Source organism: Oceanobacillus sp. CF4.6 (assembly GCF_051262635.1).
Lineage (GTDB): Bacteria > Bacillota > Bacilli > Bacillales > Amphibacillaceae > Oceanobacillus.
Genome location: NZ_JBIMEX010000014.1, coordinates 49755 through 62954 on the forward strand (window position 1 = coordinate 49755; position 13200 = coordinate 62954).

Here is a 13200-nt window from a genome sequence, read left to right on the forward strand (position 1 = left end):
GCTAAAGGCGGTCACTAGGTGGCGGGCACATCTTTGCGATTACAGGTTTTATTAAACCATCTTCTCCCGCTCTTATTATATTAATGGCATGGAACTTCTTCAACTTCAACCCATCTTCTACGGTAAATGGTTTTATTTCCTCTGCTAAGTCCTGAAATGTCTTTTTGCTCGATGTATACAGGTGATAGTGTGGTCCTGATGATTTAATTATTTCAGCTAAATCTCGCGGTATTTGTTCCCAAGAGTGAAACATCCATACATAACCCACTCGCCACTTGCGACTTTCTACCGCAGCTGATTTCCATGTTTTTGATGATCGTAAGAATTGATGAGGTTCGTCAAAAATAACAAAGAAGGGGAACTGATTCTTTTCTTCTCGTAATGTCATCGCAAGATCTATTTTAGTTGATAATAAATTAACGATTAAGTTAACGGCTTCTGGACCCAATTCCGATTTAGGGATATCAAAGATAAAAGCCTTTCGCTGACTCATAAGTTTAACCATATCGATTGAAGCATCAGACTCCATACATTCTGCTAAATATTCATCGCCCAGGATGGTGTCCAATCGATTAAGAATAGGAGCTAGTATTTGAGCCTTCTTACCATCACTCATAGCGTGAAAGTCTTTTAATGTTGATTTATAAAGCCCTTCATTCAGATAACTGATAGCCGCCAATCGGTATTCTTTGTCTTCGAATATTCGTATTATCTCAGATAATTTTCCTGTCTGCATGGCCATAACTGCAGCACGTATATACCTGGATGTTTGGGCCCCGGTTTCATCTGTAGTCGTATTGAAAAATCCTATTATTGTATTCGCTAGTCTATTCCTTGCCCTGGATGAATGTTGCACCTCGCACCAATCTAAAGAAATGGGAACTTTGCCTAAGCGGATCCTTTCAACTTTATCAGCTGGCAATGCTGCAACAACTTCATTTCCAATCTCCCCTTTAGCCGGATCAATAGCAAGAGCACCAAAACCATTATTAACAGAATTAACAATCCAGTTAGCGCCAAACCCTTTTGTTTTACCGGAACCCATACCTCCTATAACAGTACGAGGTAAACATAACTCATCCCAACTATTAATCGGCATGTGGATAGGTTGCTTTTTCCCTTTAAAAGTTACTTCTCCTAAAGGTATACCTCCTTTTTTAAGCGCGTCCGGTATATCAATTTCCTTTCCTGTAACAGTTTCTATAATTGGGTATTCATCCTGTAATGATTTCTGTGGCAGTTTGATAAAATGCATTATTTCCGGCGGAGTAAGTATTTGTCGCTTCCCAAAAAGAAAGGGCACTGATATATGACGATTTGTGACCTTGTTGATGAATTTTTCTAATTTATATGGCTTCACTTGTTTATCTTTTAGTTCATTGTCCTGGTTTAATTGTTTTAACGCTAAATTTAATCCTCTGGCAACCCTTCTTTTCCTGCGTTCATCCTTAGACTGCACAATAAATCGTAATGTAAAATCGAAACCGAAGTGACTGGACTTCAATTCTGTTGACCTATGAAATTCCTTTTTAGTCCATCGTTTCGGAGGCTTCCTTTCGAATTCTTCCCTTTCCTTTTCGGCGTCTCTATACCAGTGCTCTTCTGCAGATTGAATTCCAAACTGGATAAATACCTGGTCCATCCCTTGCATAAAACGGGATATTTCTAGTATTTCTTCCAGAGGTATTTGTTGCATGGTTTTATCTGTTTTTAGAGAAAGGAAGAAGGGGTGTTTTAATTTGTAATCAAAAGCTAGGCAATCTTTAGATTTAAATTTATCCTGCTTCTTTTTATCTTGGAGCGTTACATTTTTCCAAGTGACCTGAGCCTGTTGCTTAATCGAATCAAACAAATCATTATTGGTAGTGATGAATGTTTGATAAGATTTGCTAGTGATGAAAGTTTCAAAAAACACACGCTCTGGGTCGCTTATATTGCCGTTTCTTAAGCGTTCAAACAGTTCCGTGTATGAATCTGCCATAATGTCCGCAAACTGCTCTACTTTGTTATTTTTAACGTTTGAATGGGGTATAATTTGAAAAGTTTTATATGGGATTCCCTTTAACTGTTGTTTGCTCACTAACCTTAAAGGAACTACCTTGTTATTTATCCTAGCTTCAAGTTTTGGCTTAGACTTATTTATTGTTGGTAATTCTTTTAATGGCTGGATTACATTTGGAAACCGGAAGCTAAATGTGGATCCCTGTTGTACTACTTCCATTTAGAGCACCCCCATAATCGCTTTTATATTTTCCATTAGACCCACTAATTTTCCTTCCGGAGCTTCCACTGTCTGATACATTGCATAAAAAGTACCTGCTATAAAACCGAATAATAACCCTACAAAGAATCTCATTATTGACCCACCCCGTCTCTGACACCCTGGAACGCTTCAACAAGAGCTTCATTTAACATAGTTCCTACGATTGCAACAAGCATAAGGATACTTGGCACCAGAAATACTCCGCCAACTACCAAGGCAGTGGTTTTTAATGTAGCTGTTCCTGCACGTTTTTTAAATCCCAAAAGGATAAATCCAGATAAAGCAAATAGTATCCCGAGCCCCAATGCAATATCCTGAAAAACATGCGTAAGCGGCTGCATACTCTCATAAAAACTTTCTGCATGCGCTTTTTGAGTGAATAATAATCCTGATGTGGTCCATAGTGTTAAGGCAAATGCTTTTAGTTTGTTGGACTTTTGAAATATAGCTAAATCTTCCTGGGTGATCCGTTCTTCTGTGTCATACCAAAAGTGGCCATTTAAATTTACAATCATTTTTATCCCTCCAATAATGTATAATGCACAAAATTTTGTTCATACTAATAAAAAAGAGAGGTGAAACACATGTTACCATGGATGTTAATTGCTGCAGGAGCAGTGCTGATCACTTATTCCCAACTTCCACTTTAATAACATCGCGGTTGTATTTTAAATCTTTAGCGATAAGCGACTTTGCATAACCAGAGAAATTTTTGACGCTTTTAATTTGATCAAATAGATACTTATCTGTCGGATTATCTAAGTTAAATGAGATGGGTTTATTCTTCATTGTCGCCAATTCCGGAACCCCCTTAAATGTAATGATATGTAATTGTATGTAATGCAATTACATGTTATGCACAATATATTGTTTTTATAAACAAATAAAAAGCCGCCTATTTTGGCGGCCATATATCATATACAGTTTTGTTCAAAGCGGAAGCTATTTTATATGCTTTGTCTAATTGAGGGGCAGTTCCTCTTATATATGAAGATATTGTATTTCTATGTACGCCTGTTTTTTCAGAAAGACGTATTATATCTCCTTGCCTTAAAAATTCTTTTAGCTTACACTCCATTATATTTTCACCTCTATATGTAATTCTAAAGAAGAGGTGTGATTTCCTGCATCGCATATCATGTTATTTTAGCTTATCCTGTCGAAGGGCATAGATATCTTATAAAAGCTGTTGCCTACGCTACCAGCTTATGCGGGTAGAAACGGAAATATGCACTATTCAATGAAAAACTTAAAAAGGATGTGTTATTATGTTTTACGGAATGGGTTTGATTACCGGATTAATATTAGGATATTTATTAGGGATTTTTATTCACGCTGTTAAAAAAGGAATTAGAATAAAATTGTTTGGTTGCGAAATAAATATAACTAGGAACGAGAAAACTGAACCTGATAAAAGCAAGTATAAAAAGCTGAATTTGAATTGTTGACGAACTGTTGACTAAATTCGTCAACAACTATCCAAAATGATCATAATCAAACCGAAAAGAAAAATAGACAACCGTAATAACTTGCGGTATAATCGCATATAAGTTATAACTAAACTACAACATCATAAAAGTAGTTCCTTCGGGGTAGGGTGAAATTCCCAATCGGCGGTAATGAAGCATTGCTTCTAAGTCCGTGACCCGTGCGGTTTTTTAAACCAAGCGGTGGATCTGGTGAGACTCCAGAACCGACAGTTAAAGTCTGGATGAGAGAAGGGATTTTAGGCATGTAATTTGATAGTAGCTATCGTATTTTGCACGATTCTATCGTTGTGCAAGTACTTGGTATCACTATTATTATTCATGTACATTAAAATTCTAACTTGAAGCCTCTGAAGCTATTTTTCAGAGGCTTTTTTAATACGCCGATAATAAATTTAAATTGCAATATTAGGTAGGAGAGGAAGATGTAAATGTTCACGGGGATTATTGAGGAAATGGGAACAGTGGAAAAGATGCAAAATGTTTCTGAACAAGCTGTTCAGCTGACAATTGGATCTAAAAAGGTAATAGAAGATGTGAATATTGGAGATAGCATCTCAGTTAACGGAATTTGTCTAACGGTAACGCATTTTTCAAAGAAAAGTTTTCAAGTTGATGCTATGCCTGAAACAATCCAATCAACCTCATTACAATTGTTGAAACCAGGTTCACAAGTGAATTTGGAACGGGCAATGGCTGCCAATGGAAGGTTTGGAGGTCACTTTGTTTCCGGTCATGTAGATGGTACCGGAACAATTACCGAAAAAAAGAAGCAGGAAAATGCGGTTTATTATGACATTCAAATTCCTGAAGATCTAGCTCCATTTTTAATGCATAAAGGATCCATTACGGTTGACGGAACAAGTCTCACATTATTTGGCGTTCATAAAAATATAGTTACAATTTCACTGATTCCACACACGATGGCAGAAACGGTTCTTGGTGGAAAAGGCAAGGGTGATATCGTCAATATTGAATGTGACATGCTAGCCAAATATGTTCAAAATATGCTAAGAACTCAGCAAACAGATCAGAGCGACGGTATAAACGAAAATTTTCTTAAAACGAATGGTTTCATATAAATGGAGGAGGATTGCAAATGATTCATACAATAGACGAAGCTATAATTGAATTGAAAGCTGGAAAACCAGTTATTGTAGTAGATGATGAAAATAGAGAAAATGAAGGTGATTTCATAGCTTTATCTGAAAAAGCAACACCTGAAGTTATTAATTTTATGATCACATATGGAAAAGGGCTAGTCTGCACACCAATTCAAGAAAATCTTGCTAAAAAAATCGGACTTCCAATGATGGTTGCTAACAGCACAGACCCACTTGGAACAGCTTTTACAGTATCAATTGATCACATAGATACGACTACTGGAATCAGTGCAGTGGAAAGGTCAAACACAATACAAGCTTTAACAAGTCCAGAAGTAGGTATAGCTGATTTCAAGCGTCCTGGACACGTATTTCCGCTTATTGCAAAAAATGGCGGGGTACTGACTCGCTCAGGGCATACAGAAGCGGCTGTAGATTTAGCAATCTTAAGTGATGCTTTCCCGTCAGGTGTCATTTGTGAAATTATTAATGAAGACGGTGAGATGGCGAGATTGCCGGACTTAGAAGTAATGGCAGAAAAATTTGATCTTAAATTAATTACAATTGCAGATTTGGTTGCCTATCGGAAAAAGCATGAATTAATTCATAATTAGAATAGGGAGATGGAATAAATGGGGAACACATATGTAGGAAATGTTGTAGGTACAGATTTAAAAATTGGAATTGTAGTGGCAAGGTTTAACGAATTTATCACAGGTAAATTACTCGATGGGGCATTGGATACATTAAAAAGACACGGTGTAGCAGAAGAGAATATTGACACAGCCTGGGTTCCGGGAGCATTTGAACTTCCGTTAATCGCACATAAAATGGCTAATAGCAGTAAATATGATGCTGTTATTACATTAGGAACAGTAATACGTGGCTCCACACCCCATTTCGACTATGTTTGTAATGAAGCAGCAAAAGGAGTTTCCAATGCATCGATGCAAACTGGAAAACCTGTCATCTTTGGTGTTTTAACTACGGAAACGATTGAACAAGCAATCGAACGTGCTGGAACAAAGGCAGGCAATAAAGGAGCAGACGCAGCAGTAACTGCAATTGAAATGGCAAACATGATAAAAATGATAGAGAATTAATTCCATATAAAGTCGGGAAGTATATAGTCTTCTCGGCTTTTTGTATGGAAAATTACTGGAGAGTAGGATAAACTACTAGTTAGGGAATTTTTACGAACCGGAGGAGATTACAATCAAACTGTTAGTTGCGCAACTTGGTATTGTGGCAATGGTGTGGCTGGGGATGGCTTCCTTTTTTACAGATATGAATGATGTAAGCAAGATCATATTCTATATCGTTACATCATGGCTGTTGTTTTTAATTGTTATTGTTATCAAAAACTTTATTAAAACTCGGACTGGTAAAAAGAATTAATTGCTAATAAAAGCGTGAGGAAGGTTTAACTATGCTTACAATTGAAAATTTACATAAATCCTATGGTGAAAAAATACTTTTTAATAATATAACCTGCACAATTGCAGCACACGAAAGAATTGGATTGATCGGTGTCAACGGTACAGGGAAATCAAGTTTGTTAAAAGTAATTGCAGGATTGGAATCACCAGAAAAAGGCATGATTAAACATTCGAAAGATTATCATATTGAATATCTTGCACAGGAACCTGTTTTGGACCCGGATTTAACGGTTATCGAGCAAATTTATCATGGTGACTCTGCAGTTATGAAGCTGATGCGCACGTATGAAGCAGCATTGCTTACACTTCAAGAAGATGCTGACAATACCGATTATCAAGCTCGTTTGATGCAGTTACAGCAGGAAATGGATGCTGAAGAAGCATGGGAAGCAAATACGGCAGCGAAAACGGTGTTGACCAAACTAGGGATCACTGATTTCGGAAAAAGAATCACCGAACTTTCTGGTGGACAAAAGAAAAGGGTAGCAATTGCAAAAGCTCTTATTCAGCCGGCAGATTTATTAATTCTTGATGAGCCGACAAACCACCTAGATAATGAAACCGTTGAATGGCTTGAAAAATATTTGCAGTCCTATAAAGGTTCCATGCTATTGGTAACCCATGATCGCTATTTCCTAAATCGGGTTACAAATCGAATTTATGAGCTTGATAAAGGAAATTTGTATATTTATGAAGGAAATTATGAAATCTTTTTGGAGAAGAAAGCGGAAAGAGAAGCACTCGAAATCAGCAGTGAACAAAAACACCAGAATACATTAAAACGTGAACTGGCCTGGCTTAGACGTGGTGCTAAAGCACGATCAACGAAACAAAAAGCGAGAATCGACCGTGTGGAGGTTATGAAAGAGGAAACGTTTGACACGAATAAAGATAATGTGGATTTTCAAGTCGGGTCAACCCGACTAGGTAAGAAAGTTATTGAACTTAAAAACATCCAAAAATCCTATGATGGAAAAATACTTCTACAAGATTTCAGCCATCTGATTGTCCCTGGCGATCGTCTAGGAATTATTGGTGCGAATGGTTCTGGTAAAACAACTTTGCTCAATATCATGGCAAATCGCATAGAGCCGGACGAAGGTGAAATAGAGATAGGGGAAACGGTGAAAATTGGCTATTACACACAAGGTGATGAAGAACTGGACGGAAACATGCGCATCATCGATTATATTAAAGACGTGGCAGAAGTAATTCATACAAAGGATGGTCAGGTAATTACAGCGGCACAAATGCTAGAGCGATTTCTTTTTACACGTTCCGAGCAGTGGAGCTATATCCGTAAAATTTCCGGAGGGGAAAAGAGAAGACTATATTTGCTTAAAGTGTTGATGACGGAACCGAATGTTCTCTTCCTCGATGAACCGACCAATGACCTCGATACGCAAACGTTAAGTGTTCTGGAGGAATACTTGGATCATTTTCCTGGCGTAGTTATTACTGTTTCCCATGATCGTTACTTTTTGGATCGGGTTACAGAGCGTCTGTTGGTTTTCTCTGGTGAAGGTAACACGAGTCTTTTCTTCGGTAATTACAGTGATTACTTGGAAAAGCGCCAATTAAAAGAGGGTACACCGACGAAGACGAAGCAGGAAAAAGATGGGGAAAAACCGAAGAAACAGAAGAAAAAGCTTTCCTATAACGAACAACGGGAATGGGGAAAAATTGAAGGACAAATCATGGAACTCGAAAAAAAGGTAGAAGCGATTCAGCAGGGAATTGTTGATGCTGGAAGTGATTCGGAACAAGTACAAAAGCTTTTCGCAAAACAACAGGAAGCAGAAACTGAACTGGAAGCAAGAATGGACCGTTGGGAAGAGCTTTCGTTGCTCGTAGAAGAATTAGAGAAAGATTGAATCATTTATTACAATATGCTAATAATGAAGACAAGAAGACAATAGAAGAACACCACACAGAAAAGTCGTAAACGAATATCTGTGTGGTTTTTTAATACTGGCTCTTTTTGCCATACGTGAGATTGCAGTTACTCATCTCACTGAAAAGTATTATTGCTTTATAGTCTTCGTAGTTGAGATAAACTGCGAAGTAACTACTAGCTGATATCCAAAATCGTGTGCTTCTATCGCCGTCCGGGATCGCTCTGGGCGGATGCGCATCCTTAGGGCACGGCCTCAGCCCCGAAGAGAAAACCACTCTTCTGGTCTTCGGACACGTGCTGTTCCCGCAGGAGTCACCGCCCGCCGCTCACCCGGACTGGTGAAGCTGTTTTATGAGATTTTTATAGCAATCACTAATGCAGTTAATAGTTTGTAAACATCTAATTAGCTCTGGGAAATACACGGAGACTTCTGCGGGAGGAAAGGCATAGGTGAGACTCTGAAATGCGTCAGCATGAAGAGGCTCACCAGCCGCCCGCGAAAAGCGCAGTGTATTTCCCAGAGCGGTCGCCGAAGTTTCTGCATACCGATAGAAACCAACCAGCAGTTACTTCGTAGTTTATAGATATTGTGACAAAAGTAACAATTTTTTGATGAGATGAGTAACGGCAGTCCCAATCTATTGGAAATCTGCCGTAATAATTTATATATGGTGTAATATATTTAAGCGGTAGTAACAATAGATCAAGCAAGAGAAATTTATGGAGATGAACTTTTCTGAAATGGGGTTGAAAGAATGAGCCTGGAAAATGATAATCGTAGAGATGAACAACGTCGAGTTGATGAAGTCATCGATGAGGTTAATAAAAAAGTGGAAACATTATATTCTAAATCTGCAGGGTTAAAAGAAAATGTCATTGAATTAAGGAAGACCTTCTGGGACGATGTAACGGTAAATGTAGATGAACCGGATGACGTCAATGAAACACAGGCCAGCATTAAACAACAGGCAGAATTATTATCGGAAATAGAAAGATCCCATGGAAAGCTAGGCGAGCAACTAAAAACATTGAGAAAGCTAAAAGATTCTCCATATTTTGGACGAATTGATTTTGTTGAAAATCCAGGGATGGAAACGGACCGTATTTACATTGGTATTTCATCATTAATGGATAGGGATGATGAAAATTTTCTAATATATGACTGGCGTGCACCCATTTCAAGTCTATATTATGATTATCCTCCAGGAAAAGCAGCATTTAGAACAACAGAAGCTGAAATCACAGGCGAAATAACCTTAAAAAGGCAATTCATCATTAAACAAGGCAGTATTGAAGGGATGTTTGATACAGGGGTAACAATTGTCGATCAGCTCCTTCAGCAAGCGCTTGGGAACAATGCTAGCACCACAATGAGAAGCATTGTTGCTACAATCCAGAAGGAACAAAATAAAATTATCAGAAATGAACGCAGTAATCTTTTGATTGTCCAAGGGGTAGCAGGTAGTGGGAAGACTTCAGCAGCTTTGCAACGTATTGCTTATTTAATGTACCGATACCGCGAAGATTTAAATGCTGAAAATATCGTTCTTTTTTCTCCGAATCCTTTATTTACGAGTTATATATCCAATGTCCTGCCAGAGTTAGGGGAAGCAAATGTAAGACAAACAACATTTTTACACTACTTAGAAGCAGGTATTGGAAGGTTGTTCAGCGTAGAATCTCCATTCGAACAAATGGAATATGTATTAACTGAAACCAATCATGAAGATTATCGGATACGTTTAAAAGCAATCGATTATAAATCAGGACTTGCATTTAAAGATCTAATTGACGAATTTGTTTCAAGTTTGGAAAAAAGTAGTCTTGAATTTAAAAATATTTCCTTTCGTAAGGAAATCCTTTTTTCAAAACAACAAATAAGTGATTACTTTTATGCACTAGATGAAGATTTAGCGTTACCCAATAAAATGCAACTCGTCTCTGAATGGTTACGAAAAGAATTACGTCGTGTTCAGAAGAGTGAAAAGGATAAGGATTGGGTGATGGAGCAAGTAGAATTATTGGATAAGGAAGATTATTTAAAAGCGTACCATCAATCAGTGAAGCAAGATGATCTGAATGATTTCGCAAGTAATATGGAGTTGGAAGAGGAGTTCCTGCGTAAGGAAGTCGTAAAAAAGGTTTTTTCAAAGATTAAAAAGCGTGTGAAACGGTTGGAATTTGTTCATCTATCCGAGACTTTTTATAAGCTCTTTACGGAATGGAAACCTCAAAATGCTCCAGAATTTTGGGAGGAAGTCTGCACGCTGACAGTTAAAAATTTATCCAATAAAATTTTATTATGGGAAGATGCTACACCTTATGTCTATTTCAAAGGAAAACTACTCGGAGATGATGCAGATCGGTCTGTCCGGCATTTACTTATTGACGAGGCCCAGGATTATTCAGCATTCCAATTTGCCTATATCAAGCATATCTTTCCATATACGAAATTAACCTTGCTGGGAGATAGTAACCAGTCCATCTATACGTATGCTACAAAGGAAAATCCGCTGATTTCAGTAGATACGAAAAGCAGCTATGAAAAGATTACCTTGACAAAAAGTTACCGTTCCACAAAAGAAATTGTTGATTTTACCACCTACTTTGCACCAGGCAAGGAGTTAATTGAAGCCTTTAATAGGGAAGGAAGGCTACCGAGACTTGAAAGGTTAACGAATAAGGAAGCGTTAGTAAATGCAATCATTGAAAACATTGTGGTGCTTAGGGAAGAAGGGCATGAAACAATTGCGCTTATTTGTAAGACATTACAGGAGAGTGAGATACTTTATAAGCTATTACAGGACAAAATCGCTGTTAAACAAGTCAACGAGGAAACGTATTCCTTTGAGAAAGGATTGCTTGTACTGCCTGTATACTTGGCTAAAGGGATTGAATTTGATGCGGTTATAATTCCTGACGCATCCAAAGAACGTTATTTCATGGAGTCAGATAGAACGATTTTCTATACCGCATGTACGAGGGCAATGCATGCACTGGTGATGTTAACGATAAGCGAGCCAAGTCCTTTTATTCTGGAAGCACCACTGGATACGTACGATAGGAAGAAATAGAAAATGGGAATAACATATTTGTTACTATGTTATTCCCATCCAATTAAAATGTAGGATTTTCCAATCTAATTTAAACCTTCAATTTCAAGTTTTTCGACAATCGCTGTTCCATTATCCAATACATTAACATTAAACTGTACGTCATCCCCCTGCTGTAGAAATACAGCTAACGGTGCTTTGGCGGAGTTTAACGTATAAATGGTTTGATCACCCGTTAAAATAAACTGAATTAATTGGCCTGTTTCCTGATTTGTTACGACGACCCGGGCAACTTTGCCACTGCGTTCTTCAAGTCCAGATGCCTCGCCAGTTGATTCCACATTACTTGGGTCTTGCGCTAATGCCAGACGATAAGCGTCCAGTGTTTGTCTTGCCGAATCCCCAAAGACTACAAAATCAGAATCGGCAGCTTTAATATAGGCATAATGCTTGAATAATCCGTTTGGATCCAACACATTAACTACCCAAGTTGGGTTACCGTCAATGTTATACAATACCGGCATGGAGCCGGTCCAGTTTTTCTCTGGAAATTCTTTGTCGACAATTTCTCTTGCACCCTTACTATCCATGATTCCATTATTTTGAGCACCATTATAGTAAACTAATTCACCTGAACGGGCATTGACTAAAGTATACCCTAGTGCCGAATCAATGTTTTCCTTTGGTGAGGTCATATCGGTAAAATAATGCATGGCGCCAGTTTCATCAAAAATAGGAGTTACATTACTTTCCGTACCTGATTCATTCGGTATTTTTACATCTTTTTTACCGAATAAAGAGTTGAGCCAACCATGGACATATCTTCCAAAGTATTCGTTTTCTTCAGAAGCCATTTCCGAGCTGATCGAGCCGTCAACGAATTCAGGCGCTTTCTCTGTCTCATACATGGTTACTTCACTTGTTACAGGATCAACAACAGCCACATTTAGTTTGGACATATCCGGTTTATTTGTTACGCCAATGGGCTTGTAAAGCGTCTGAACATACCATGGTTTTCCATCTTCGTCCACCTCAATTTGAGCCTCACCACTTTTGATAAAGTTTGGATACGCTCCGTAAATTGTCCGCTCCATATTATGATTAAAGAAACTTGAATTTGTATACCTCATTTTACTTTCGATAAACTTCGGTTGAGCATTGACGTCTGTAGCAGAAATCATAAAGTAACCTTCCGTTTCCTTTCCACGGAAGTAACGCCAGAAATCAGTGAATTCAACCGGTGCTATAAACACAATGTCATCATTGACCTTCTGAACTTGGAGCTTTCCTAAATCATAAAATTGCGTGTTTGGCACAACGCTCATTGCTTTTTGTACTTTATTTCTTGCCGATTCTGGTGAAACAACAATTGGCGTTGCATCCTTGTCCAATGTTTTTGCTTCTTCCACGTTCTGTTTGGAGATGGAATCATAGGTGTCATTTAAAGCAAATATCCCTAAAATAAAAAATGCGGGTATTGCGATAACCGCTGCTGCAATAATACCTACAGATATGGTATCAAATTGCCGGCTAGTATTGGTAAACGGCTTACTCATTGTAATACCGTAAAAAGCCAGTACGCCAACAAACGCCACAAGCAAATTAGCAATTGTCATATTAGGGATCGTGATGGTTGGCATCATAATATAAACAATAATTGCGGTAACAATAAAAAGACTAATGAATACGAGTCCAATTGCTTTAAGGATTGTATTACGGTGAAGGTTATTCTTAACGATAAAGTACACCGAGATAATAAAATAAAGAATGAAAGAGAGAATGGTTGTTGTTAAAATTCCTATCATATACACAGCTCCTAATCTAGTTTGTATCTAAGTATACGTTATAAAAGCGGAATAGTTTCAAAAAGAATCGATTTTGTTTAACTTTTATTAACTTTCATTTAAAATACTCAATGGAAGATACCCTTCAGGAATTTGCGGATATGCGGTGATGTG

10 protein-coding genes, 1 pseudogene and 1 riboswitch are annotated in these 13200 nt (G+C 37.9%); of the genes and pseudogenes, 5 read left to right on the forward strand and 6 right to left on the reverse strand.

Annotation, left to right across the window (positions count from 1 at the left end):
* Position 1: 1 nt before the first annotated feature.
* From ACHABU_RS17610 to ACHABU_RS17630, 5 genes are all read right to left on the reverse strand, one after another.
* Positions 2 to 2221, reverse strand: a complete 2220-nt coding sequence (locus ACHABU_RS17610; RefSeq protein WP_435766275.1) for an ATP-binding protein — start codon at positions 2219 to 2221, stop codon at positions 2 to 4.
* Positions 2222 to 2356, reverse strand: coding sequence for a hypothetical protein (locus ACHABU_RS17615; protein ID WP_435766276.1), 135 nt, complete (start codon positions 2354 to 2356; stop codon positions 2222 to 2224).
* On the reverse strand, positions 2356 to 2778 hold the full coding sequence (locus ACHABU_RS17620; RefSeq protein WP_435766277.1) for a hypothetical protein: 423 nt from the start codon (positions 2776 to 2778) through the stop codon (positions 2356 to 2358). Before ACHABU_RS17620 ends, ACHABU_RS17615 begins: the two co-directional genes overlap by 1 nt.
* A gap of 109 nt (positions 2779 to 2887) precedes the next feature.
* On the reverse strand, positions 2888 to 3061 hold the full coding sequence (locus ACHABU_RS17625; RefSeq protein WP_435766278.1) for a hypothetical protein: 174 nt from the start codon (positions 3059 to 3061) through the stop codon (positions 2888 to 2890).
* A 97-nt stretch (positions 3062 to 3158) separates the two neighbouring features.
* A complete protein-coding gene (locus ACHABU_RS17630) occupies positions 3159 to 3341 on the reverse strand; it encodes a helix-turn-helix domain-containing protein (protein WP_435766279.1) in 183 nt (60 codons plus the stop codon).
* A gap of 501 nt (positions 3342 to 3842) precedes the next feature.
* Positions 3843 to 3990: riboswitch (FMN riboswitch) on the forward strand.
* A gap of 191 nt (positions 3991 to 4181) precedes the next feature.
* Between ACHABU_RS17630 and ribE the strand changes: the two genes are divergently transcribed.
* The 5 genes and pseudogenes from ribE to helD all read left to right on the forward strand — a co-directional run bounded on the left by ribE (position 4182) and on the right by helD (position 11263).
* The gene (gene ribE, locus ACHABU_RS17635) at positions 4182 to 4832 is read left to right on the forward strand and encodes a riboflavin synthase (RefSeq protein ID WP_435766280.1); all 651 of its coding nucleotides are present in this window, start codon (positions 4182 to 4184) and stop codon (positions 4830 to 4832) included.
* A 17-nt stretch (positions 4833 to 4849) separates the two neighbouring features.
* Positions 4850 to 5452: pseudogene (ribB, locus tag ACHABU_RS17640) on the forward strand (3,4-dihydroxy-2-butanone-4-phosphate synthase); the annotation flags it as partial.
* A gap of 33 nt (positions 5453 to 5485) precedes the next feature.
* Complete coding sequence (ribH, locus tag ACHABU_RS17645; RefSeq protein WP_435766281.1) at positions 5486 to 5956, forward strand: 6,7-dimethyl-8-ribityllumazine synthase; 471 nt, start codon at positions 5486 to 5488, stop codon at positions 5954 to 5956.
* 326 nt (positions 5957 to 6282) lie between these two features.
* Positions 6283 to 8166, forward strand: a complete 1884-nt coding sequence (locus ACHABU_RS17650; protein WP_435766282.1) for an ABC-F family ATP-binding cassette domain-containing protein — start codon at positions 6283 to 6285, stop codon at positions 8164 to 8166.
* 778 nt (positions 8167 to 8944) lie between these two features.
* Entirely contained in the window at positions 8945 to 11263 is a 2319-nt protein-coding gene (gene helD, locus ACHABU_RS17655; RefSeq protein ID WP_435766283.1) for an RNA polymerase recycling motor HelD, read from the forward strand.
* Between the two features lie 65 nt (positions 11264 to 11328).
* Here helD and ACHABU_RS17660 read toward each other — a convergent pair whose 3' ends face one another.
* The gene (locus ACHABU_RS17660; protein ID WP_435766284.1) at positions 11329 to 13047 is read right to left on the reverse strand and encodes a DNA-binding protein; all 1719 of its coding nucleotides are present in this window, start codon (positions 13045 to 13047) and stop codon (positions 11329 to 11331) included.
* Between the last annotated feature and the right edge of the window lie 153 nt (positions 13048 to 13200).

Coding starts and splice junctions, on each gene's coding strand:
- ACHABU_RS17610 (WP_435766275.1), bottom strand. CDS start 2,221: ATGGAAGTAGTACAACAGGGATCCACATTTAGCTTCCGGTTTCCAAAT.
- ACHABU_RS17615 (WP_435766276.1), bottom strand. CDS start 2,356: ATGAGATTCTTTGTAGGGTTATTATTCGGTTTTATAGCAGGTACTTTT.
- ACHABU_RS17620 (WP_435766277.1), bottom strand. CDS start 2,778: ATGATTGTAAATTTAAATGGCCACTTTTGGTATGACACAGAAGAACGG.
- ACHABU_RS17630 (WP_435766279.1), bottom strand. CDS start 3,341: ATGGAGTGTAAGCTAAAAGAATTTTTAAGGCAAGGAGATATAATACGT.
- ribE (WP_435766280.1), top strand. CDS start 4,182: ATGTTCACGGGGATTATTGAGGAAATGGGAACAGTGGAAAAGATGCAA.
- ribH (WP_435766281.1), top strand. CDS start 5,486: ATGGGGAACACATATGTAGGAAATGTTGTAGGTACAGATTTAAAAATT.
- ACHABU_RS17650 (WP_435766282.1), top strand. CDS start 6,283: ATGCTTACAATTGAAAATTTACATAAATCCTATGGTGAAAAAATACTT.
- helD (WP_435766283.1), top strand. CDS start 8,945: ATGAGCCTGGAAAATGATAATCGTAGAGATGAACAACGTCGAGTTGAT.
- ACHABU_RS17660 (WP_435766284.1), bottom strand. CDS start 13,047: ATGATAGGAATTTTAACAACAACCATTCTCTCTTTCATTCTTTATTTT.